Origin of the sequence: Jidongwangia harbinensis, from assembly GCF_020216025.1 — a bacterium.
In the GTDB taxonomy this organism is placed as follows: Bacteria; Actinomycetota; Actinomycetes; order Mycobacteriales; family Micromonosporaceae; genus Actinoplanes; species Actinoplanes harbinensis.
In genome coordinates this window covers 1-21,966 of sequence record NZ_JAIWNC010000054.1, presented here as the reverse complement: position 1 = coordinate 21,966, position 21,966 = coordinate 1, and the positions used below count along the sequence as shown (strand labels likewise).

The following is a 21,966-nucleotide window of genomic DNA, read 5'->3' as shown; positions in this document are numbered from 1 at the left end:
GGCCTGCTCATTCCAGGTTGCGCCGGCGAGAGCGCGAACGGCATGGCCGTGTACGGCCGAGTCTGGCCGTCTTGGTTGCCGGGCTCCAGCAATCGCTCGTTCCTCGCGGCGTGCTCCGAATGGGATCTCGGAGCGGTCACGGGTCTAGACTGCCGACTATCGGCAACAGCGGCTGATCCAGTCTGGGTGGCGCCAGTGCGTCACTCCTCCCCTGGCCAGGGCGGCCCGCGGGCGACGGTTCAGGATTGAGGCAGAGATGACCGGAAGTACTCGGAGGCGCCGGCCCGCGGGGGCAGGGCCGGCGGATGCGTGGCTGGTCGAGGTCGCCGAGGGGGCCAGCCGTGACGCCGGCGGGGTTCCGGTGGAGTTGCTCGGCGACTATCTGCCGCTGCTCGCTGACGCGGCCACCCACGGACGCCGGGCCAAGCGGCGCGAGCTGGACGCTGTCGGTGTGCTCGGACGGCGCGCCGCCGAGCAGGGCATCTCCGCGGGAAGGGTGGTGCAGCTGTACCTGTCCGCGGCACGACGGCTGTGGCAGGACCTGCCTATGGTGGTGCGTTCCCGAGACCGGGAGGCGGTACGCGCCGCCGCGACGGCCGTCCTGCAGGTCGTCGACGACGCGGTCGCCACCCTCGCCGAAGGGTACGCGGTCGCGCGACGTGATCTGGTGCGCCGGGAGGAGTCGCTGCGCCGTGAACTGATCGACGATCTGCTGCGCGGAGACTCCGATCTGGGCGCCCTGGTGGAGCGGGCCGAACCGTTCGGGCTGGACCTGGCCCGGGTCCACCAGGTGGCGCTGGCCGCGCCCAGCCGTCGGCTGCCGGACGCCGATGCGGCGATCAGCGCTCTGGAAGCGGTCATGTTCGACCGGCTCGGCGACCGTGACGTCCTGGTGGCGACCAAGGACGGACTGCTCGTGGTGCTGGCACCAGCCGATGCCGCAGCAGCGGGCCGGGAGTCACCTGGCCTGGACGCAAGCAACGAACTCGGCCGGCTGATGCACCGCGAGCTGAGCCGGCTGCGCCGCGGACGTCCCTGGCGGGTCGCCGTCGGCCGAGCCCATCCCGGCCTGTACGGCATCGCCCGCTCCTACGAGGAGGCCCGCGAAGCGCTCACCATGGCCGGTCGGCTGCACACGGACACCCCCGTCATCAACGCTCACGACCTGCTCATCTACCGGGTGCTGCTCCGCGACCAACCCGCCATCGTGGACCTGGTCCACGCGGTCCTCACCCCACTCATGCGGGCCCGCGGCGGCGCCGAACCGCTGCTCGACACCTTGGCGGCGTACTTCGCCACCGGTGCGGTGGCCACCGAGTCGGCGAAACGGCTGCACGTGTCGGTACGCACCGTCACGTACCGGCTGGCCCGGGTCAAGACGTTGACAGGTTACGACCCGGCCGATCCCGAGCACCGCTTCACGCTGCAGGCGGCGGTGCTCGGCGCCAAGATTCTCAACTGGCCGCAGGAGCCCTTGCCCCTTCCTGCCTGATCCTTGACCGGCCGTCAAGCACTACGCTGACCGCTGCCGGGCAAACGGCGCCACGCCGTCCGACCGGACCGTGAACGAGGAGGGCCGGACGTGCAACCAGCCACCCAGAACACCCCGGGCGTACTGATGCCTGCCGCGTTCATCGGACACGGCAACCCGATGAACGCTCTCGAGGTGAACCGGTACACCACCGCGTGGAAGGCCTTCGGCGCGGCGACACCCCGCCCCCGCGCCATCCTGGTGATCAGCGCGCATTGGTTCATCAACGCCACCGCCGTCACCGCGATGCCAAGGCCTCGGACGATTCACGACTTCTACGGCTTCCCGCCGGCGTTGTTCGAGGTGCAGTATCCCGCGCCCGGGCTGCCGGAGCTCGCCGCCGAGGTCAGTGATGTGGTCCACCCGACCTGGGTGGGCGCCGACGTCGACAGCTGGGGCATCGATCACGGCACCTGGTCGGTGCTGGTGCACGCCTTCCCCGATGCCTCCATCCCGGTCGTGCAGCTCAGCATCAATGCCAGCAAGCCCTTGGACTACCACCTCGAGCTCGGCGCGAAGCTCGCCGCTCTGCGGCAGCGCGGAGTGCTCATCGTCGCCAGCGGCAATATCGTGCACAACCTGGGCGGGATGAACTGGAAGCTGACCGACGACGGCTACGACTGGGCCCAGCGCTTTGACGAAGACGCCAAGGTACGCATGCTGACCGACCCGACCGAGTTCGCGACCCTCGACGCCCATCGCGACTTCCGGCACGCGGTGCCGACACCGGACCACTTCATTCCGGCGCTGTATCTGGCCGGCCTGGCCACCGCCACCAAGGAGGCGGACTCCGCGGTTCTGGTCGACGGCTACGCTTACGGGTCCTTGTCGATGACGGCGTACACCCTCGGCCTGTCTTGCCCGAACGCCGAGGGAGAAGGTGGCTCCCCGCAGCCGTCCGTCGGCGTACCGCCTGACGGCTCCAACATCTGACCCGACAGCCTGGTCCGGGCCCGGTCCGGCCGCTCAGGCCACCGCGGGGTGGCGCAGGAGAGACATTGCTGCCAGGCCGGCGCCGTTGAGGGCGGCGGTGCGTGGGGCGGCAGCACGGTGGACGCGTACCCGCAGCATGCCGGAGATGGCCGGCGCCAACCCGGGATACAGGGCGCCGTCGCCCACCAGCAGAACGCCTCGCGCGCCCGCGGCTCGTAGGTCAAGCGCGTCGGACCCGGCGCGTAGGTCGTCGACGTGGCGTAGAACGTTGTCGCTGATCAGGTCCACGGTGGCGCCGCGCTTGACGTCCCGGGTGCCGATCTCGGTGCGGCGGGCGGCGATGACGCGGCCGTCCTGGAGCAGGGCGACCTCGGTCAGTTCGGCGCCGACGTCGACGACCAGCAGGGTTCCGGCATGGGCGCCGGAACCGATGGCGGCAGCGCGGACGGTGTCGATGAACAGGAGCCGGGTGGGCGCGAAGACCGCGTCGAGCACGCGGCGGGTGCCGTCCTGGTCGGCGTCGGTGGCCAGGACCGGCCGGCATGCCACCACCACCCCGCCCGGGGGTACCGGCTCCGGGTACTGGCGTGCGAGTTGCGACAGCAGGGTGATGCAGCCGTCGATGTCGACGACTCGGCCCCGGCGTACCAGCGAGCCGACCGAGGCTGACGTATCGCCACATGGGCCGCTGACCGTGCCGCGGCGTGCCGCCCACACCCCGATGGTGCAGCTGCCGAGGTCTACCGCGAGCGTCGTCGGCGACGTCGTCCGACGGCCGGTCGCCCGATGCTGCCGGGCGGGCGGGGCAGGGACGGCTGGTCTCGCGGGCGAGGTCATACCGGTTCCTTTCAGCTGGCGCGCCACGATGTCGGGCGTGACGGCGGGCGACTGTGCCTTACGGAGGCGTGCTGAGAGCGCACGCCCGCTCCAGAGCATCGCCGCGGTATCCCGTCGCCGGCCACGGTCGGCGCCGGCGATGAACCACCTCGTTGCTTGCCGAACGTCGGAAACACCTCTCGTCCAACGCTGGTTCGGTCACCAGTTGGCGGGCGGGTCGCTGGCCGGAAACGACTGCTTACCCCACTCGTCGACGATGTCGAGGCCCTGGACACCGGAGTCGTCGTCGGTGTCCGGCGGTTGCCCCGGCCGCGATGCCATCGGCGGTGGTGGCCGGTCCGTCGCCAGCGTGGTCATGACGAACCGGCCGATCCGGCCAGAATCCGCCGGTCGTGGCCGGCGATCCGGTCCTTGGCCGTGCCCTCACCGGACCGGAACGGACGGCGCCCGGTCCACCAGCCGCGGAGCGGGTCACGCTCGGCCGGCCGGGGCGCCGGCGCGGTGGCGAGGGTGTCGTCGACATCGAAGGCGAGCTGGTTGACGACGTCGGTGACGCCCGGTACCGCCGCGGTCAGCCGTGCAGCGGCGACGGCGGTCGTCCTGCGCTCCGTGCGCCCGGTCAGGGTGACGACACCCTCTTCGACCGTGGCCTGCACCGCTCCGGGCTGGATCCGCAGCGTGTCGAGCAGTACCCGTTGCACCACCTCGTCACGGATGACGGCGTCCAGCCGGGAGTACACCTTCAAGAGATCCGATCTGGTGACGATGCCGTGCAGCCGGTTGTCGCGGTCGACGACCAACAACCGGCCGACGCCGCGCCGGTACATCACCCGGGCGGCGGCCGACAGCGACGTGTCCGCGCCGATGGTCAGGGCCGGTGCGCTCATCACCGCCGCGGCGGTGCCCTCCGGCCACTGCGCCGACGACAGTGGCGCCGAGCGAGCCCACCAGCCGGTCCGGGAATCCTCCGGCGCTCCGACGTCGATCTTGTCGCGCAGGTCGGTCCAGGAAACCACGCCGAGCACGACGTCGAACTTGTCGGTGAGCGGTACGGCGGTGATCTGCCGATCGTTGAGCAGGGTGACGATCTCCGCAATCGATGCGTCCTCGGGGGCGGTGATCACTTCGGTGGTCATCACGTCCTGTACCCGCCAGGTCGTCATGGCGTTCCTCCATTCGTGTTTGGTCTGCGGGGCTGCGCAGCGCGCGTCGGCAAGCAGCGTCTAGCGGTGCCCCGTCGGATGCGGCTCGGCGCGGTCGCGGCGGTAGAGCAGCCTGGCCCGGGCGTAGCGCCGAAGCTTGTACATGCCGGCCAATCCGGCTACGACGACGATCAGAAACAGCGCGTCGACCGCGCCGCGCCGCACCAGGAGGATTCCTGCTACGGCAAGGACGGCGGCGACTGCGGTGGCCAACGCAAACGGAGACTTCAATATCCGCATGTTGATCTCCTTCCTCGGTCGGAATCCGCTATGCCACAACGGGCGTGGTCGACCACGAATTCGTGAGCTGGTCGATGGTCCCGCCGGCGCCGTTGGGTAACGGCTGCAACGACTGCGGGCTGGCCTTCATTCTCGCCGCGCACGTCCTGGTTGCGGCAGTGCCACGGTGGACAAGGACGACGCGTACAGATTGCCGATCGTCGGCAAAGCCGGGCTCAATCTGGTACCGGATCCATAAAGGGGGCGTCGGCAGCGACTAACCCCATTGCCGAGGACCGGCAACGCCGCCTCGAGGTATTGACCGTTGCCGCGCCTTTCCGTGCCCGGCGTCCCTCCGAATGCTTGAAGCAGTGAACGGCACGCCAGGTCACCACCCGTGCGGTGCCGACCGAAACCGGGAAGGGCGGACCATGCTCAGCGACGCAGAACAGCAGACGTTAACCGCCATCGAGATGCGCCTCCAGCAGGACGATCCCGCGCTCGTGCAGCAATTCCGCGATAGCCGGTGGCCGAACCGTCAGCTCACTCGGCGCAGCGAGATCGTCGGAGGCTGGTTGATCGTCGGCGTTCTCGCGCTGCTTTCCGCATGGTTGCTGGAGAGTGCACTTCTGGTCGTTGTCGGCCTGTCCGCCATCAGTGTCGGCATCACCTGGTGGGCCGCGCCGCCCGACACCGACCGCCGAGCCCTTCGCGACGACAAGACCCGTTGACGCCCGGCCTGATGCGCTCGACCCGCAGGCAGCGTCCGCGTGTCCCGGAACGGTTGGTCGGTTGCCGGTCGCCAGCAGGATGCGGGTCGTAGATCGGCCGGTTGCGTGCACTGTCGGACAGGTCCGCGCGCGATCAAGGTGGGGGGCTGGCGTAACCGCAGAGATGAGGAGCGGCATGTCTTCCGTTTATCAAGGCCACGCGTCGCCGAACGAGGTCGCCGTCATCGGGGCGGGGATGGTGGGTCTGTCCACCGCCTGGTTCCTGCAGGAGGCCGGCGTGGGGGTCACGGTGTACGAGCGGGACCACGTGGGTGCCGGCGCGTCCTGGGGCAACGCCGGGTGGCTGACGCCGGCGCTGACCGCGCCGCTGCCGGAACCGGCAGTGCTGCGGTACGGGCTACGGGCGGTGCTGAGCCCTCGGTCACCGGTGTATCTGCCGATCCGCGCGGACCGCGACCTGTTGCGGTTCCTCGTCACGTTTGCGAGGCACAGCACGGCTCGTCAGTGGCGGCGTGGCATGAGCGCCTACGTGCCGCTCAATGAACGGGCGCTGGAGGCGTTCGACGTACTGGCAGCCGGCGGCGTGACCGCGCCGACGAAGAGGGCGGGTTCCTTTCTGGCCTGCTTCGCTCGCGACCGCGACGCCCGCGTTCTGCTGGCCGAGTTGGAGCAGATCGCCGCCGCCGGCCAGGCCGTCAGCTATCAACCGGTCTCCGGACGGCGGGCGCGGGTTCTCGAACCGGCGCTGACCGGCCGGGTCGGTGCCGCCGTGGAGATCCGCGGGCAGCGCTATCTGCACCCGCCGGATTTCCTCCGGTCCATGGCCGAGTCGGTACGGGATCGCGGCGGTCGGATCGCCGAAGGCGCCGACGTGACCGCTCTGGAGTACGGATCCGGCGGGGTGCGCGTGGTGTTCGGGTCCGGTGAGGGAGTTCAGCATGACGCTGTCGTGGTCGCCACCGGCGCCGTCCTCGGCGCGTTGACCGAGGCGTTCGGGGTGCGGCAGCCGGTGCGGGCCGGTCGCGGCTACAGCTTCAGCGTCGGGACCGAACGGATGCCAGCCGGGCCGCTGTACTTCCCGAAGCAGCGGGTGGCCTGCACGCCCTTGGGCGAGCGACTGCGCGTGGCCGGGATGATGGAGTTCCGGCGTCCCGGCGATGCCCTGGATCCCCGGCGGATTGCCGCAATCGTCGACGCCGTGCGCCCATTCCTGGCAGGCGTGGACCTCAACGACCGCCATGACGAATGGGTGGGATCTCGCCCGTGCACCCCGGACGGGCTACCGCTGGCCGGCCCGACCGCCGCACCGCGGGTGTTCGCCGCTGGCGGGCACGGCATGTGGGGCATCGCGTTGGGCCCCGTCACCGGGCAGTTGATGGCTCAGACTGTGATCAAGGGTGAGGCGCCGCCCGAACTGGGGCCGTTCGACCCGCTGCGCTGACTGCCGCCCGGGGCGTCTTTGGTTTTACGGCGGGTATCACCCTATGGTGGGGTCATGCCGCCGGTGACGTTCTGCTCGCCTGCCGTCACTCAGGTGGCGGCATTCGGTGCTGCCCGCGGTGCGACGGCGGCGGGTCGCATGGTTCCGGCGCGGATGTCGAGTCTGGTGCGAACCGGCCGAGGCCCTCCCGCAGAGTCGTTGCACTCCAGAACGACCGCCAGGGCGAAGCCATTCAGCTTCGGCCCTTTTTCTTTTTCCGCTCCCTCGAAAGGCACCCCATGAGCATCGACCACCGAACTGTCGACCACAGCCGGCTGGCTGACCTGCGAGCATCCTTGGCGGATGACTTCGCCACACAGACCTCCCGGCTGCGAGAACTGACCGAGCTCAACGCCGACACCGGCGACCCCGGGGAGGCCCACAACCGGGCTGAGCTGCTGGTCGCCACCCGACGCAATATCGAGCAGATCACCGGTGCGCTGCACCGGATCGCCGAGGGCACCTACGGCACCTGCGAGAGGTGTGAGCGCAACATTCCCATGGAGCGCCTTGAGATTCTTCCGCACGCCCGTTTCTGCGTGCCGTGCCAGGAGAAGGCCAACGGGTGACGTAGGCGGGACTGCCGTGCCGTGGTGTGCGGCACGGCAACCGCAATCCAGCAATTGGCCGAGCGCTTCGCGGGTCCGTGATGGTGGATCAGCGTGATCACGATGTCCATGGCGGCCTTACCGGCGGTGGTGGCCGCGCCGGTGAGGATGCCGTAGGCGAGGATCCGCAGGGCTTTGCGGGCGAGGCGCCGGGGTGTCGCAGCGGAGCCGGGAGGTCGTGTGCCCGGGTACGTGCGCGGATCGGTGCCCGCCGGCAGCGCGCTTTCTCCGCCAGGCTGCGTAGCGTGCGGTTCTGGACCTGGTCGAGCTGGATCTACATCCGCATCCACCTACCTGCCTTGAAGAACCTGGCGCGCCGCAGCTTCCTGGGCACCGAATAGTTCGCGCCACCGGCTCAGGGCTGTTGGCTCCGGCCCAAGTTCCCGCCGCTGGGCTTCGCCGAGGCTTGCGTAGGCGTCAGGCAGATAGTTGGTCCGATATTTGCACTTGAGGTCGGCAAGTGTGCTCGGATGGCTGCGCGGGTCGGCGCCGATGGGCAGGCTGTCCTGCACCTCGGTTGGCTTAGACCAGGTGAAGCCGAGTTCGTTAACGCAGGCTCGCCAGCGTTCGGTGGCGGCCCGCACCCGCGTGTCATGCTCCAGGCTCTGTAGCGCGCGATTCTCGATCCGGAAGAGTTCGATCCGCAGCCGCATCCATTCCACCCGCGAGTTGCCCCGGAGTCGCCGCTGAGCCTCGGCGCGGCACCCGTCGGCGGGCGCGGACACCTTCATGCCTTCGACTTCGATGGTCAGCCTGCGCTCGTGGTCGCCCTGTAGCGCTCGTTCATACCCGGCCGGTCCGGCGGACGAGTCCGTCGTAGGTGCCGTTTCACTTGAAACTGTTTCCAGGGGCGTGCTCGGTGGTAGTTCCTCGTAGCCGAAGGGCGTTGGGCGCTCGGATTCGGCGTTGGGAGGATCGGCCTCGAAGCGGAATCCTTGGCGTGTCATGCACTGCCCAACGAGTTGGTTCTCGGCCTGCGCGATGAGCTGCGCCGCCGGTTCCGGAACGTAGATCTCGTAGATGGGTGGCACCGGGTAGCGCATCGGCGCGCCGCTGGGAGAGGAGGGCGCTCCGCAACCGGTCATCATGAGACCCGCGGCGAGGGCGATCGTGAGAGTGGCAGCGGGCCGATCCGGCGGCTTGAGATCACCGCCGGACGGGCGTATCCGGGTCAGCCTAGGCATGCCGAGGAGGAGCCGGCGATCAGACGCAGCGAGCCGCTCTCGTTGGCTTCCCCGACGTAGTTTCCGGCAATGCCGTCGTTGTAGAGAAACGTGTTTCTGACCTCTCCGCCCGGGTTCACGCAGAAGTTGGGGTTCGAGTAGTTGTACCCGTAGTACAACTGGGTGCGGTACGCGTTGTTGGTGCTGTGGTTGCTCACCGCCTCCGAGTTGTTGTCAACCGACCCGCTGTTCGGGAAGTAGTCATTGCGGAAGTCCGGGTCGCTGTTGAAGAAGTTCTTCTGGGCGCTCCCCAGGTCGAGAATGAAGAGGCAGTGGTAGCCCCGAGGGCAGTAGTCGTCGGCTTGGGCAGGTGACGCCGCGGAGAGGGCCCCGGCAGCCATGACGCCCGCGACGACGAAGATCCGGATGATTCTTCTCATGTGGACTTTCCTCCTTTGGTTTGTCCCATTTCGGTCGAATGCCGAGGGACCATCGATTACTGACATGGACGGCGATTTCTTCTCTTCGCTGCGTCCCAGTCCGTGTGCCGAGACCTCTGTCCAGCGGCGTTAGAGTTGTCTGGCCCCTTACTCGGGGCCGTCAGCCAACCAACGCTGGACAACGCAGCGACATTGACGACGGATGTCGTCGGCGTAACGGGGAGGTCGGGATGCCGAGGCCGGAACGACCCCTGGACGACTCGACGGCCCCGGTCGCGCGACTGGCAGCTGAGCTGCGGCAGCTTCACGAGGACCCGGCGCAGGCGCATTGATGGCCCGGCAAGGCCCGCCCGACGTGCCTACCGATGCTCGCTACCGGGCGCCCGTGCCGCTGCGGCGGGACTCTCCGTCCCCTGCTCCAGCAGCGCGACGCCGGCCAGGACGGACATGGCTCGACCCATGGCGGTGACCGCACCCCGTTGTGGCGGCCACTCGTGCCCACGTTCTGATCATTCGTTCCCCGTTCTCGAGTGTGACCGTTCTGCGCGTTCACCCGGGACGTCGCATGTTCCGCATCCGCTGTTTCGGGTGCTGGCTCTTAGCGAACCTGGCGGCGATGTTGTTTAGTAGTCCCGTGTGGAGGTAAACAACTGCAGGTCACGGGGTTTGAAGGACGAAGGCGTCGCGTTCTTCGGTGGTGCGGGCCCGAGTGGTCAGGGCGCTCGCTTCGGTGCGGACTTCGGTGATCGGCCCGCAGGCTTCGCATTGCCAGATTCGGACGGTGCCGTCGCCGTGCGCGGTGGCGGGTCGGCCGTCGGGGGTGAACCTGACCTGTTGGACCGAGGCGCCGTGGCCGCGCATGGTTACCAGTTCCCGGCCGGTCGTGGTCTGCCAGAGCCGTACGCCGTCGTTGTCCTGGCCGCTGCTGGCGCTAGGAGCCGCCCTGTTCGTGCAGGTAGGTGCGTCGTTCGTCGGCACTGAGGGTACGGGTGGTGTGAGCGTCCGCGATGGCTCGAACCCGGTCAATCGGCCCGCAAACCTCGCAGCGGGTAATCCGGACGGTGCCGTCGCCGTGGGCCGAGACGATGGTCTCACCGGGACCGAAGGATGCCTGTTCGACGAAGGTGCCGTGGCCGCGCAGGGCGACCAGTTCGTCCCCGGTGGCGACGTCCCAGATCCGCTCGCTGCCGTCGTGCCCGGCGCTGACGATCTGCCGGTTGTCGGGGCTGAACGCCACGCTCCAGACCGGTCCGCGGTGCCCCCGCAACATCCGGGGCGGTTCCTTTCCGTTGATGTCCCATATCCGGATCGCGCCGTCGTCGCCGCCGGTGGCTATCGTCCGGCCGTCCGGTGCATAGACAGCGGTCCAGACCAGGCCCGGACTCCCGCGCAGCACGACGGGCTCCCCGCGGCCGTCGGCGTTCCAGAGGCGCACCGTGGTGTCCTGGCTGGTGGTGGCCACCTGCCGGCCGTCCGGGCTGAAGGCGACGCCCCGGATGGAGGCCTCGTGCCCCTTGAGGACGACGGGAGCGCCGCCGCCGTCGACATCCCAGATCCGTACGGCCTCGTCGCCGCCGCCGCTGGCCACCCGCCGCCCGTCGGGGCTGAGCGCCACGCCCCAGACGACCTTCGGGTGGCCGCGCAGCACGGCGACGGGGGCGCCGCTGGCGGTGTCCCACACCCGTACGGTCTGATCCCGCGAAGCACTCGCCACGCGGCGGCCGTCCCGCGTCAGCGCCACCGCGAGGACCTCCTTGTCGTGGCCCTTCAGCACCAGCGGATCAGGCCGACCGGCGCCTCGCCACACGCGGACCGTATTGTCGGCGCCGCCACTGGCGATGGTGTTCCCGTCGGCGCTGACCGCCACGCTCCACGCCGCCCCGCTGTGGCCGCGGAGCACCTCAGGATCGCCGGGGTAGGCGGGGTCCCAGAGCCGCAGGGTGCCGTCGCCGCTTCCGCTCAGCAGCCGCCCGCCGTCGGGGCTGAAGGCGACGCTCCACACCGGCCCGTGGTGACCGTGGATCAGCAGCGGGTCCTCACCGTCGCCCGCCATCGTGTTCCACACCCGGATGGTGTCGCTGCCGCTGTGGCCGCTGGCGAGCCTCTTGCCGTCCGGGCTGAAGGCGACTGTTTCGACGGTGCCGTCGTCGGCGCGAAGGACCCGCGGCGGCTCGTTTCCGGCGGAGGGCCAGATCCGGATCGTCTGGTCGGCGCTCGCGCTGGCCAGCAGCCGCCCGTCGGGGCTGTAGGCGACGCTCCACACGGTGCCCTCGTGGCCGGTCAGCACCGCGGGTGGTGCGGCCGCGGCCAGATTCCAGACGCGGATCGGCCCGTCGCCGCTGCCCGCGGCGAGGTGGACGCCGTCCGGGCTGAAGGTCACCGACCGGGCCGGACCGTTGCCGAGCGGCAGGACGCGGACCGGTTGCGGGTTCCGGCTCGGGCGATCCCAGATCCGCACGGTGCCGTCGTTGCCGGCGCCGGCCACCAGCCGTCCGTCCGGGCTGAACGCGACGGCGGAGACCTCGCCGCCGTGACCACGCAGCACCAGCGGGGACGTGGCGGTGGTCAGGTCCTGCACGGTCACCAGACCGTCGACCCCGCCGGCCACGAGGTAGCGGCCGTCAGGGCTGAACGCCGGGATCCGGACGTAGCCCGTGTGGTCACGCAGCACGCGCGGCTCCGGGGCGAACTCGTCCGGGCCCCGCATCGTCCAGACCCGGACCGTGCCGTCGGCGCCGCTGCTGGCCACCCGCCGGCCGTCCGGGCTGTAGGCCACGCCGAAGACCTGCTGCTGACCCGGGTCGAGCCGGGCCCGCATCCGGGAATCGATCACCGTCTGGCGCAGCATCGCGGCCGCCTCGGCGGTCGGCTTGGTGTCGTACGCCTCCCGGGCCAGCAGCACGGCCAGCTCCTGGTCGACCTGCAGCTGATCACGCGCGTTCGCCACCAGCTGGCTGGAGCGGGCAAGGTCTCGCTGCTCGTTCGCCCGACGAGCCTGGACCCCGGCGATGGCGGCCAGCACGCTCATCAACACCACACCCGCGGTCAGACTGGTCAACGCGAGCCGGACGCGGCGGTGCCGGGCGGTCATCTCACGGACCTGGCGTTCGCGGCTGGCGGTGAGGAACGCGCGTTCCAGGGCATTGAGACGCTGCAAACTGCGCCCATCCCACGCCGCTAGCGGCGCGCCGCGGTAGAGCGCGCCGCTGTCGCGGTCATGAGAGAGCCAGATCAGGCTCGCTTCGGTGAGCTGGCGGTGCAGCGCAAGCTCGTCCCGGTCGGCGTGCAGCCAGTCGTCCAGCCGGGGCCATGCCCTGATCAGGGCCTCGTGCGCGATCTCGACGGTGTCAGTGCCAAGCACCACCAGACGCGCGCCGGCCAGCTTGGCGAGCACCGCGTCCACCTCGGGCTGGTCCAACTCGTCACGCCGGACTCGGCGTCGGGTGTCCGGGACGCCCTCGCCGAGGGTGACCAGCCGGGTCAGTACCTGCTGGACCGTTTCCCGGTCGCGTTCGTCCAGGCCCTGGTAGACCGACTCGGCGGTCTGGGCGATCGCACCGCTCATCCCGCCGGCGGCTTCGTACCCGGCCACCGTCAGGACCTCGCTGCGGCGTTGCCGCCAGGTCTCCAGCAACGCGTGCGAGACCAACGGCAAGGCTCCCGGCTGCCCCTCGGCCTCCGCCACGATCTTGGTCACCAACGCCCGTTCGACACTCAACCCGGCGTGCCGGGCCGGCTCGGTGATTACTTCGCGCAGCTCATCCAGAGCCAACGGGCCCACGGGCAGGTTGGCCCCGGCGAGCAGCCGGGCCAACGGGGCAGACTCCGCACAGCGGGGGTAGAAATCAGCGCGGACCCCGATCACGACCCGCATCCGCGGCTCGGCGCCCTCCGCCGCGTCCGCGTCGACGACCGAGGTCGCCAGCTCGGCGATGAAGGCGTCTTGTTCGACCGGGTCGCGGCACAGCGTGAACAGCTCTTCAAACTGATCCACCACCAGCAGCACCGCGGCGGTGGCCTGGGCCTGCTCCAGCGCCTCCCGTAGCGCCTTGCGCGGTTCGCCACCCGGGGTAATCAACAAGACGTGGGCGCCACTGTCGCCGGCCGGGCCGCCGCTCTGCATCGCGGGGATCAGGCCGGCCCGCAGCAGCGAGGACTTACCGCTGCCGGAAGCGCCGAACACCGCCACGAACCGGTGCCGCTCCAGCATCTCCACCAACTGCGCCAGGATCCGCCGCCGCCCGAAGAAGCGGTCCCCGTCCTCCACGCCGTAACCGACCAGTCCAAGATAAGGCGGACGCTCGTCCGCTGCCGAGGACTGCCGCCGTACGCCGTTGCCCTGCGACGCCGCCCACTCGGCCGACGCCTGCCGCCACCGCCGTTCCCAGACAACCGGGTCACCACCACACGCCCGGACGAACGCCAACGTCACCGGCAAGCTCGGCAGATGCCGGCCCCCGGCGGCATTGGCCAATGCCGCGACCGAGTAGCCAGCCTCGGAAGCAAGCTCCCTGTATCCTGGGTTCCCTGCCCGTCGGCGCAGGTCACGAAGCTCTGTGGCCAGCATCTGCACCGGGCCGGCAGCAGGATCCACCGAACGTTCTGGACGCGGCATCGCCCCTCACATCCACTTACATCAATCAGTCACGCCGGGACCAGCATCGCGCGAGAAGGGGCCGAGGGCATCGATGAAGTCGGATTCATGCCAGCGGAGCAGTTGTGGTCGGCGTACCGGACTCCCGATGGGCACGGGACGACGCGGACGATCTCCATCGGATACCTGGTCCTGCGTCAGGTGCTTCTGGCGCTGCGGCAGTACCTTCAGCCACGCTGCCCTGGCGTCTGCGCCACGCCGGCGCACGGTTCGAGAAGGGCAAGCTCGTCAGTCGGGCGATCCTGACGAATCAGGACGTGATCAGCAAGTCGCCTGACACGCCGACCACGGGTCTTGACGACTACTCGCCGCCCGTCCGCCGACAACCATCAACGGCGCCGCGGGTTCATCGGCCGGTGAGTCGGACTGATGAGCGAACCGATGCGACTTCGAGACACCAATCTGGTGGGCGTCTGGTACGCCGCCGAGGTGGCGTACCAGCAGCGGGCGATAGACGAGAACGCCACCCGTCTGCAGGCGGTTAAGGAATACCACGACACGGTGCTGCGCAACGTCGTCACAGCCGGCTGACGGGTGAGAAGGCGATGATGGTGCGAAGCGGGCGGCGCGGCGTTCTGGTGGTCGCGATCGGCAGCGCCATCCTGTCCGCCGGCGGCCTGGTCGCCTCGACGTTCGTGCGGTCACCGCAGCAGATGGCGACGAGCGCCCGCGCGCCGCAACCGTCGCTGATCACCTCGGTGGTGGAGCGGCGGGTGCTGGAGAGCACGCTGGTGACCCGCGGTCAGGTGGCCCCGGCCACCACGATCGAAGTCAGCCCGGTCGCCGCGCAGGGCGCCACCATCCAGGTCGTGACGGCGGTACGGGTGCGCCCCGGCGACGAGGTCCGGCTCGGCCGGGTCCTGCTGGCCGTGTCGGGCCGGCCGGTGATCGCGCTGGCCGGAGCCGTGCCGGCGTACCGTGACCTGAAGCCGGGGGACTCCGGCTCGGACGTGCGGCAGGCCCAGACCGCCCTCCGCCGGCTCGGCCTGAACACCGGCGGCGATCGCGCGGGGGTGTTCGGCCCGGGTACCAAGGCCGCGGTGCGGCGCCTCTACGCGCGGTTGGGCTACGACGTTCCAGACACGGGCGGGCTCGGCGGCCGGGGCGACATGGAGGCGCTCGACGCGGCCGCGGACGCCGTGGGGAGCACCCGGCGGGACGTCGATGGGCTGCGGCGGCGGATCGCCGCGGACGAGACCGCCGCGCCGGGCGAGCAGCCGCTCACCCAGCAGTTGGCGCGGGCGCAGGACCTGCTGGCCCGGGCCGAGCGCAAGGAGGCCGATCTGGTTGCGCACACCGGTCCGATGCTGCCGCTGAACGAGTTCGTGTTCATCCCGGTCTTCCCGGCCCGGGTGGCCGCGTTGGCGGCCCGGGTGGGCGATCAGGTGAAGGGGTCGCTGGTCACCATCGCTGCCGGGCCACTCCAGGTGATCGTGAAGCTGCGGCTGGACCAGGTGGCTCTGGTCCGGCCGGGTATGCCTGCGCGGCTGACCGCCGAGACGCGGAGCCAGCGGGCAACTGGACGGGTCGACAGGGTGGGCACGCTGACCGCCTCGGTCGCCGAGGGCCGCTCCGAAGGGGGAGCTGAGGCCGCGTACCACCCCATGACGGTGACTTCCGACAAGCCGCTGCCGTCGCCGTGGTTGGGCAGCGACGTGCGGGTGACGCTGACCGCGGCCCGCACCACGGCCGCCGTGCTGGTGGTGCCGTTGTCCGCGGTATCCGCCGGCGCCGACGGGCGCACGACCGTGTCGGTGCTGTCCGGTACCGGTGCGGCGCGCCGGGTCGAGGTCCGCGCCGGTGTCTCCGGCGACGGGTTCGTGGAGGTCGCGCCGGTGGATGGCGGGCTGCGGGACGGCGACCGGGTGGTGATCAGCGGATGACGCCGGTGATCTCGTTCACCGGAGTGGGGCTGACCTACCCGGGGCCACCTCCAGTGCGGGCGCTGCGCGATGCCAGCGTGACGGTCCAGCCTGGGGAGTACGTCACCGTGGTCGGCCCGTCCGGCTCCGGCAAGTCGACGTTCCTGAACGTCGCCGGGCTGCTGGACCGACCCACCGAGGGCGTGTACGAGTTGGACGGCGTCGACGTCAGCCGGCTGCGCGAGCGGCAGCGCGCGGCGCTGCGTGGGCAGCGGATCGGGTTCGTCTTCCAGTCGTTTCACCTGCTGCAGTACCGGACCACGACGGAGAATGTCGCGCTGGCCCGGCTGTATGCGGGCGTCCCCCGCCGGCAGCGGGCGATGACCGCGGTCGAGGCCCTGGACCGCGTCGGCCTGGCGCACCGCCGGGACGCGCTGCCACTGGTCCTGTCCGGCGGCGAACGCCAGCGCGTCGCGATCGCCCGCGCCCTGGCCCAGCGGCCGAGCCTGCTGCTGTGTGACGAACCAACCGGCAACCTGGACTCCGCGACCGCCGAGAACCTGCTCGAACTGCTCGACAACCTGTGCGCCGACGGCCTCACCCTCGTGGTCATCACACACGACCCGCAGGTGGCGGCGCGCGGCCAGCGTACCCTCACCATCCGGGACGGGGTCCTGCATGAGTAAGAGCCCCCGGCCATCGCCGCGCGACCTGCTCGGTGAGGCGCTAGCCGGCCTGGCGCAGCGGCCGGCCCGGTCGGTGCTGACCATGCTCGGCACGGTGCTGGGCACCGGGGCGTTCGTGGCGATCCTCGGGCTGACCGCCACCGCCGCCGGGCAGATCGACCAGCGGTTCACGGCCCTGGCTGCCACTGAGGTGACCGTGGAAGACATCGGCGGGGCCGACCCGGCAGACACCGCCGCTTCCTTCCCGGCGGATGCCGCGGCGCGGATCGCCGGGCTGAACGGAGTGCGGCATGCCGGTGTGTACTGGCCGGTGTCGCCATCCGCACCGCGGTTCGCCGCCACGCCCGGTGCGCCGGCCAATCAGGAAGAGCTCGCATTCGTCGCCGCGGAACCGTCCGCCTTGGCCGCTGCCCGCCCGACGCTGCGGGCCGGCCGGCTCTACGACCGTTTCCACGCCGACCGCGGGGACAACGTCGCGGTGCTCGGTGCGGCGGCGGCCGACCGGCTCGGGATCACACGTCTGGACGGACACCCCGCCGTGTTCGTCAACGACACCCCGTACACCGTGCTGGGCATCATCGACGACGTCCAGCGAATGCCGGACCTGCTGCTCTCGGTAATCATCCCGACCGGGACCGCGTTACGCGCGTACCAGCCGCCGCACGAGCAGCGGGCGAAGATGCTGATCGAGACGCGGCTCGGCGCCGCCGCGCTAGTCGCGTCGCAGGCCGCCCTCGCCCTGCGGCCGGACGCGCCCGAGCGGTTCAAAGTCACCGCGCCGCCCGACCCGCAGTCGCTGCGCGCCGACGTGACCAGCGATCTCAACTCGCTGTTCCTGCTGCTCGCCGGTATTTCGCTGGTGATCGGCGCGGTCGGGATCGCGAACACGAGCCTGGTCGCGGTCCTGGAACGCACCAACGAGATCGGCCTGCGCCGCTGTCTGGGCGCCCGGCCGGTACACATCGCCACCCAGTTCCTCACCGAATCAACCGCACTGGGCCTACTCGGCGGCCTGGTCGGGGGCAGCGTCGCCGTGGCCGCGGTGGTCGGCACCGCCGTGCTGCGGGACTGGACCGCCGTGCTGGCCCCGTGGACCGTGGCCGCCGCCCCGGCCATCGGCGCCGGCGTGGGGCTCGTCGCCGGCGTATACCCAGCGCTGCGCGCAGCCTGGATCGAGCCGGCCGCCGCGCTGCGCCGGTGAGCCCGGCCGCGTCGCGTTCTGACCAACGGCAACTCTCAGGTCGTACAGCACCTGGTTGTCGGTCACGTCCGGCGGCAACGGCCGAGGCGCTGTACGACCAGGACTCGCACGTCGTCACGGACGGCCTCCGCGTCCCACACCGCTCGAGACAGCAGCCGCCGCATCGCGTCCGGGCGACGCGGTACACCTTGGTCCGTCCAGCACGGTGATCACTGCGGGCGCGGTCCCGCTGTCCGGTTTGGTGCTTCACTGCCGCGGGTTGAAGTCGGGGGAGAGTTCGCGGTAGGCATCGATCACCGCCGTGGTTTGCTCCGCCAGTTCGGCGCCGGTGTCGGTCATCGGTTCGGCCGGCTCTGTGCTGAGTGATTGGGCGGTCTCACGGAGCGTCTGGATCAGCCGAATCTCACGAATGAAGCGGCGACCGGCCGATTCGGCGGCTTCCAAGGCCATCATCCGCGATGTCACTTCGTGGTTGAGCCGTCGCAGGCGCTCCCGCGCCGTCGTCAATTGGTCGGCGAGGTTGTGCGACACCGCGTCCGCGATCGGCGTATCCCCGGTACCCTGCGCCTCGAGAGCCTCAGCGATCCGCCGGACCCCCTGATGCGCGGATAGTAGATCCGCCATGTCCCAGAGGGCCTGATTGAGCGCCCACACTGCATCGCGGTGGTCAACGAGCCCGGAAAGGTCCGGCCAGGTCTCGGTGATCCGCCTCGCCACGTCCAGCGTCTGCTCGAACAGCTGCTGCTCCGGCCGGTCAAACAGCGTGCGGAAAGGCTTGTCCCCCTGCCCACCGTCCCGTTTCGCCGCCGGCCTGAGTCTCGCCAGCCACGGCGTTAGGTAGGCGCCGGCCAGGAAGACCGCCGCGCCAGCGCCGACCACCAGCTCTGTTCCTACCCCCGCCAGCCACAACGCTCCAGCGGTCAATCCCGGCGGCACCACGACCGCGGCGGCTCGGCCCGGCGTGACGGCGGGCAGTAGGGACTGTCGCACGGAGACGGTTTCTTCCAGCCCGCCCCACCGTGACGTCCTTGTGCCGACACCCGTCACCGTAATGCGCCGCCGGGAGACGATGGTCGTACTGTCATCACGCGCAACGTAGAGATAATTGATCGGCATAGATAGCCCATCCTTCCGCCCGGGGCAGGACGCCAGTATTCCATCGCCGGCTCCCATGGCCTCGCGCTATCGACCGATCCTCGCCCGTTGACCGTCACGGATCGACTCTGGTGTGGCATTGCGCGAGACCGTCGTCTGACGTGTGCGGCGACCGGTCGAGATCCACGAAGGACGCCGTGGGGTAACGCAGGGCCAGGTATTTGCGCGATAGCCGGGCCGGGGCGACGGTGTCGGCGTTGCTGGTGATGACGCAGACCTTACCCACCGCCGCTGGTGGCGGAGGCGAAGGCCGATTCGCGGCGCAGGGCAGGAAGGCGGCGCGGAGCACACCTTCCACATCGGCTGCGTAGCGGTCGCCGGTGACGGGGCCCGTGAGTGGGCAGATCTCCTCGAACTGTGCCAGTAGGGCCGGTGCGATCGAGTTCTCGCCGTACCGGAACCAGAGATTGTCGGAGAGTCGGCGGGCGGCCGTCCGGTCGTGCCGCTCCAGTACGGCGGTGCGCTGCTCCTGGTAGACGTCGCCGGTGAGGTGGCCGAGGCCAACCTGGGCCGAAGCGAGGTCGAAGGCCGAGATCCCGCTGTCCGTTGCCGGCTCCTTCCCCACGTCCGTGGCGCTTTTGACGGCAACCGCACGCGCCGCGACGATTTCATCGGCGGACGCGCCAACGGGAAATGGTTTGGACAGGATCGCCCAGCGTAATTCCGTGCCGGAGAGATAGCCGAGTCGCGCGGCGCCGAAGGAATGGCCGACGAATCCGTTGATCGTCAGCCGATGCTTGCCGGCGATCCCGTGCACGATCTCGTCGTAACCACGAGGGTCGAACCCCCAGCGTCCCGTTGGAGATTCCAACCCGCACTTTCCGCGCACCTGCCACGCGGTGGCCGCCGCGCTACCACGAGCCGTGGACAGAGTTCCGTAGTAGGCGCTCAGAGCTGCGGCGCACCGATCGTCAAGCGTGGCAGTGACCCACGGCTCCTCGACGACGATCCAGTTGTACGCCGAACCGAGCCGTCCGGACCGTTCCTTGAGCGCGGCTAGTCGGTGCGTGCCCGACAGGACCGAAAGTCCCGGACCGCCCAAATCCACGAGGACGCTGTCGGCAGTAGCCTGCTTCGCCGGCAGGAGGGCGTACCGGATCACCCGCTCGCCGACGACGATCTCGTCGCAGGGCTCACGGGTGGGCGCGCCGTTACATCCCGGCGTGACGATTCCTGTGACGGCCGGCGCTGCGCCCGGAGGGTGCCGGTCGGTGTTGGAGGTGCATCCTGCGATCACCGCGGTGAGCAGGGCGAGAAAAATGACCGTTACCGCACTGGATCGGCGTGCGTCGGCGGGGCCGAGCACACGCCGATCATGCGGACTTGCGTCCGGCATGGTGATTACCAGCCGCTATCGATCTGCGACCACAGCTCCTGCGTGTACTGGCCGTGGACGGAGCAGGCGACGCCGATGTTCGGGCAGGTGTGCACCTCGGCCCAGCTGTAGTCGGCCCAGGTGGGCACGACCCGGGTGTCGGAGGCGTCGAAGTCACCGGCGATGTCGAGGCGAACCTGGCTGCGGTTGACGCCGTCCCAATCGACTCCGATCGCCTTGTTGGTGGGGCTGTTGGCGAATACTCGGATGTTCGTGCACTGGTTGATCGGAATGGAGATCATCCCCGTTACGCCACCGTAGACACCGCCGATCTGCACGGGCGACGTGGTGGAGCAATTCGTCGTCGGGCCCTCGGGGACCCACTTGTTTAGGCGGGTGACCTTCGATTCCTGACCCGACCACGGCCGTGACCGAAGTGTGAAGTCCACGACCTCTGTGCGGAAGCCGGGGAACCCGTTTTGACCCACGGTGAACATTCCCCAACGGTTGTAGATCCAGTGCCGGGTGCCGGACTGAGCCATCTTCTCGTAGCAAGACACCAACTGGTGCTGTTGGCCGCCGACATAACGGGGGTCGAACCACACCGTCAAGCAGTCGTTACTGTAGGTGTACATGTTCTGAACGTCGCTGAAACCGCCGTATCCGGAACCGCTCTTTGGTGAAGGCGCCACGTCGTCCCGCGTGCCCGACTTTTCCTCCGCCATGGCGATACCCAGGCCGAGCTGGACACCGTCGTCGCCGTGATCAGCCTGCGCCACCAGGGTCTCCTGCGGAACCGCCTGCCCGGTCCAAACCAGGTCGATCGTCTTGTCCTTCATAAAGGGATCCGGCAGCGTGGCGACCTGCACCTCAGATTCCGCTAGGAGCCGGCCCTGACGAGCCGCAGCTTCCAGGTGGCTCTTGACTCGCGAGCGGGTGGAGGGGGACGCATTCTTCAACTGCGACCCCCGAATGGCCGAACTCATGATCTCAGCGCGGTCGAATCGCGCCACCTCGACCGCGACCGCCTCTTTCTCGGCCGCCGCTGCTGATCTGCCGTCGACGAAACCGACGGACAGGGTGGTCAATAGGACGGATGAAGCGGCGACGGCCAGGCGCTTTCTGTGGCTTCTCAAATTGATCTCCCTCAATAGTTGGTAGCACCGATCGTAGGGAGTCCACAGCAGACGGTCAACGTCTCGTGATGGTGGCAAAGTCCGCTGCATCGAACCCGCGTGCCCCCTTGAGCGGCGGACCAATGGAGCAATCGCATATAGGACAAAATTGGCGTGACATGCGCCACCTAGCATCCGTACACGGAACCGATTTGGCGTTTCGGGAACGAGCGTGTCGCCAGGCACGTGCACGGTTACGGGACAGCCAGTACGACTGGCGCCCGGGGTGGCCTGCACGACTTGCACGCAAGCCATCTCACGCCCGGCGGCGGTCGCGAGCCGATACCGGGGTTACCAAGACGGACACGCGCTGAGGCCGAGGTCGGCTCCGAGGGCCACACATTGATCTCTTGCAGCTATAGACGGGTAGCGAAGCGCCGAAGCTGCTTTTACTCGCCGCGCAGTCAGGAATCAGATATCGAGCATCATGCGTGGTATTACGGTGTTCAACGTTCACACACTCCGGCGGCGCCGCCGGAGTGACTTGAAGCAGCTGCACCGGGTCAACGGTCACATGGCCGCAGCGGCCCGCCGGGCGATCACCTCTTGGCAATGCTGAGCAACCTCTGAGTCTTCACAACCCCCGGGTTGATCACGCTGGGCGTGAAACCGGCGGCCCGGTCACGGTTGTCGCTGGGTCGGGTGAGGGGGCTGGTGCGGGCGTGCCGGCCTCGTCACCATCGGGCTTGTCGGGGGTGTCCACCCTCGATGGGTGCCCGTGACGTCGACGCGTGCTTGGAAGTGAAGTCCGTCTCTGAGTCTGGCGCTGGGACC

The 21,966-nt window shown here is 69.5% G+C and carries 20 protein-coding genes; 9 read left to right on the top strand and 11 right to left on the bottom strand.

What is annotated here, in order from left to right; genetic code table 11:
• The first annotated feature begins 256 nt into the window (after positions 1-256).
• A complete protein-coding gene (locus tag LDL48_RS39330) occupies positions 257-1,492 on the top strand; it encodes a PucR family transcriptional regulator (protein WP_225260277.1) in 1,236 nt (411 codons plus the stop codon).
• Positions 1,493-1,582: 90 nt separating this feature from the next.
• A complete protein-coding gene (gene ygiD, locus LDL48_RS39325; protein WP_225260276.1) occupies positions 1,583-2,464 on the top strand; it encodes a 4,5-DOPA-extradiol-dioxygenase in 882 nt (293 codons plus the stop codon).
• Positions 2,465-2,497: 33 nt separating this feature from the next.
• Here the strand turns inward: ygiD and LDL48_RS39320 are convergent, their stop codons facing one another.
• The 4 genes from LDL48_RS39320 to LDL48_RS39305 form a co-directional block, all read right to left on the bottom strand.
• Positions 2,498-3,301 (bottom strand): rod shape-determining protein, encoded by an 804-nt coding sequence (locus LDL48_RS39320; protein ID WP_225260275.1) that lies wholly within the window; start codon positions 3,299-3,301, stop codon positions 2,498-2,500.
• 198 nt (positions 3,302-3,499) lie between these two features.
• Complete coding sequence (locus LDL48_RS39315) at positions 3,500-3,658, bottom strand: hypothetical protein (protein WP_225260274.1); 159 nt, start codon at positions 3,656-3,658, stop codon at positions 3,500-3,502.
• The gene (locus tag LDL48_RS39310; protein ID WP_225260273.1) at positions 3,655-4,464 is read right to left on the bottom strand and encodes a CBS domain-containing protein; all 810 of its coding nucleotides are present in this window, start codon (positions 4,462-4,464) and stop codon (positions 3,655-3,657) included. The genes LDL48_RS39315 and LDL48_RS39310 overlap by 4 nt, the downstream gene beginning before the upstream one ends.
• Before the next feature lie 60 nt (positions 4,465-4,524).
• Positions 4,525-4,743: a hypothetical protein gene (locus LDL48_RS39305; RefSeq protein WP_225260272.1), complete on the bottom strand. Its 219-nt coding sequence runs from the start codon at positions 4,741-4,743 to the stop codon at positions 4,525-4,527.
• Positions 4,744-5,153: 410 nt separating this feature from the next.
• Here LDL48_RS39305 and LDL48_RS39300 point away from each other — a divergent pair, with 410 nt between their 5' ends.
• The 3 genes from LDL48_RS39300 to LDL48_RS39290 all read left to right on the top strand — a co-directional run bounded on the left by LDL48_RS39300 (position 5,154) and on the right by LDL48_RS39290 (position 7,502).
• A complete protein-coding gene (locus LDL48_RS39300; RefSeq protein ID WP_225260271.1) occupies positions 5,154-5,453 on the top strand; it encodes a DUF3040 domain-containing protein in 300 nt (99 codons plus the stop codon).
• Between the two features lie 61 nt (positions 5,454-5,514).
• Positions 5,515-6,894 carry an NAD(P)/FAD-dependent oxidoreductase gene (locus LDL48_RS39295; RefSeq protein ID WP_225260270.1) on the top strand — a complete coding sequence of 460 codons (1,380 nt, stop codon included), beginning with the start codon at positions 5,515-5,517 and terminating at the stop codon, positions 6,892-6,894.
• A gap of 278 nt (positions 6,895-7,172) precedes the next feature.
• Positions 7,173-7,502, top strand: a complete 330-nt coding sequence (locus tag LDL48_RS39290) for a TraR/DksA family transcriptional regulator (RefSeq protein ID WP_225260269.1) — start codon at positions 7,173-7,175, stop codon at positions 7,500-7,502.
• 329 nt (positions 7,503-7,831) lie between these two features.
• Here LDL48_RS39290 and LDL48_RS39285 read toward each other — a convergent pair whose 3' ends face one another.
• The 4 genes from LDL48_RS39285 to LDL48_RS39270 form a co-directional block, all read right to left on the bottom strand.
• Positions 7,832-8,584, bottom strand: coding sequence for a hypothetical protein (locus LDL48_RS39285; protein WP_225260268.1), 753 nt, complete (start codon positions 8,582-8,584; stop codon positions 7,832-7,834).
• A 128-nt stretch (positions 8,585-8,712) separates the two neighbouring features.
• On the bottom strand, positions 8,713-9,144 hold the full coding sequence (locus LDL48_RS39280) for a hypothetical protein (protein ID WP_225260267.1): 432 nt from the start codon (positions 9,142-9,144) through the stop codon (positions 8,713-8,715).
• Positions 9,145-9,801: 657 nt separating this feature from the next.
• The gene (locus LDL48_RS39275; RefSeq protein WP_225260266.1) at positions 9,802-10,005 is read right to left on the bottom strand and encodes a WD40 repeat domain-containing protein; all 204 of its coding nucleotides are present in this window, start codon (positions 10,003-10,005) and stop codon (positions 9,802-9,804) included.
• 70 nt (positions 10,006-10,075) lie between these two features.
• Positions 10,076-13,576: an nSTAND1 domain-containing NTPase gene (locus LDL48_RS39270; protein WP_225260265.1), complete on the bottom strand. Its 3,501-nt coding sequence runs from the start codon at positions 13,574-13,576 to the stop codon at positions 10,076-10,078.
• A gap of 603 nt (positions 13,577-14,179) precedes the next feature.
• On the opposite strand from LDL48_RS39270, the gene LDL48_RS39265 reads away from it, so the two are divergent.
• From LDL48_RS39265 to LDL48_RS39250, 4 genes are read left to right on the top strand one after another with little or no spacing between them, the layout of a single operon-like run.
• Positions 14,180-14,329: a hypothetical protein gene (locus LDL48_RS39265; RefSeq protein ID WP_225260264.1), complete on the top strand. Its 150-nt coding sequence runs from the start codon at positions 14,180-14,182 to the stop codon at positions 14,327-14,329.
• 14 nt (positions 14,330-14,343) lie between these two features.
• A complete protein-coding gene (locus LDL48_RS39260) occupies positions 14,344-15,681 on the top strand; it encodes a peptidoglycan-binding protein (protein ID WP_225260263.1) in 1,338 nt (445 codons plus the stop codon).
• Positions 15,678-16,346, top strand: coding sequence for an ABC transporter ATP-binding protein (locus LDL48_RS39255; protein WP_225260262.1), 669 nt, complete (start codon positions 15,678-15,680; stop codon positions 16,344-16,346). Before LDL48_RS39260 ends, LDL48_RS39255 begins: the two co-directional genes overlap by 4 nt.
• Positions 16,339-17,547 (top strand): ABC transporter permease, encoded by a 1,209-nt coding sequence (locus tag LDL48_RS39250; protein WP_225260261.1) that lies wholly within the window; start codon positions 16,339-16,341, stop codon positions 17,545-17,547. Before LDL48_RS39255 ends, LDL48_RS39250 begins: the two co-directional genes overlap by 8 nt.
• 246 nt (positions 17,548-17,793) lie before the next feature.
• On the opposite strand, the gene LDL48_RS39245 is transcribed toward LDL48_RS39250, so the two are convergent.
• From LDL48_RS39245 to LDL48_RS39235, 3 genes are all read right to left on the bottom strand, one after another.
• The gene (locus tag LDL48_RS39245; RefSeq protein ID WP_225260260.1) at positions 17,794-18,663 is read right to left on the bottom strand and encodes a hypothetical protein; all 870 of its coding nucleotides are present in this window, start codon (positions 18,661-18,663) and stop codon (positions 17,794-17,796) included.
• A gap of 94 nt (positions 18,664-18,757) precedes the next feature.
• Positions 18,758-20,008 carry a hypothetical protein gene (locus LDL48_RS39240; RefSeq protein ID WP_225260259.1) on the bottom strand — a complete coding sequence of 417 codons (1,251 nt, stop codon included), beginning with the start codon at positions 20,006-20,008 and terminating at the stop codon, positions 18,758-18,760.
• Positions 20,009-20,043: 35 nt separating this feature from the next.
• Positions 20,044-21,105 carry a hypothetical protein gene (locus LDL48_RS39235; RefSeq protein ID WP_225260258.1) on the bottom strand — a complete coding sequence of 354 codons (1,062 nt, stop codon included), beginning with the start codon at positions 21,103-21,105 and terminating at the stop codon, positions 20,044-20,046.
• Positions 21,106-21,966: the final 861 nt, after the last annotated feature.

Excerpts from the sequence above, each read along its gene's own strand:
- LDL48_RS39330 (WP_225260277.1), top strand. The coding sequence starts at position 257 with ATGACCGGAAGTACTCGGAGGCGCCGGCCCGCGGGGGCAGGGCCGGCG.
- LDL48_RS39320 (WP_225260275.1), bottom strand. The coding sequence starts at position 3,301 with ATGACCTCGCCCGCGAGACCAGCCGTCCCTGCCCCGCCCGCCCGGCAG.
- LDL48_RS39315 (WP_225260274.1), bottom strand. The coding sequence starts at position 3,658 with ATGACCACGCTGGCGACGGACCGGCCACCACCGCCGATGGCATCGCGG.
- LDL48_RS39310 (WP_225260273.1), bottom strand. The coding sequence starts at position 4,464 with ATGACGACCTGGCGGGTACAGGACGTGATGACCACCGAAGTGATCACC.
- LDL48_RS39305 (WP_225260272.1), bottom strand. The coding sequence starts at position 4,743 with ATGCGGATATTGAAGTCTCCGTTTGCGTTGGCCACCGCAGTCGCCGCC.
- LDL48_RS39300 (WP_225260271.1), top strand. The coding sequence starts at position 5,154 with ATGCTCAGCGACGCAGAACAGCAGACGTTAACCGCCATCGAGATGCGC.
- LDL48_RS39290 (WP_225260269.1), top strand. The coding sequence starts at position 7,173 with ATGAGCATCGACCACCGAACTGTCGACCACAGCCGGCTGGCTGACCTG.
- LDL48_RS39285 (WP_225260268.1), bottom strand. The coding sequence starts at position 8,584 with ATGCGCTACCCGGTGCCACCCATCTACGAGATCTACGTTCCGGAACCG.
- LDL48_RS39280 (WP_225260267.1), bottom strand. The coding sequence starts at position 9,144 with ATGAGAAGAATCATCCGGATCTTCGTCGTCGCGGGCGTCATGGCTGCC.
- LDL48_RS39275 (WP_225260266.1), bottom strand. The coding sequence starts at position 10,005 with ATGCGCGGCCACGGCGCCTCGGTCCAACAGGTCAGGTTCACCCCCGAC.
- LDL48_RS39265 (WP_225260264.1), top strand. The coding sequence starts at position 14,180 with ATGCGACTTCGAGACACCAATCTGGTGGGCGTCTGGTACGCCGCCGAG.
- LDL48_RS39260 (WP_225260263.1), top strand. The coding sequence starts at position 14,344 with ATGATGGTGCGAAGCGGGCGGCGCGGCGTTCTGGTGGTCGCGATCGGC.
- LDL48_RS39255 (WP_225260262.1), top strand. The coding sequence starts at position 15,678 with ATGACGCCGGTGATCTCGTTCACCGGAGTGGGGCTGACCTACCCGGGG.
- LDL48_RS39250 (WP_225260261.1), top strand. The coding sequence starts at position 16,339 with ATGAGTAAGAGCCCCCGGCCATCGCCGCGCGACCTGCTCGGTGAGGCG.
- LDL48_RS39245 (WP_225260260.1), bottom strand. The coding sequence starts at position 18,663 with ATGCCGATCAATTATCTCTACGTTGCGCGTGATGACAGTACGACCATC.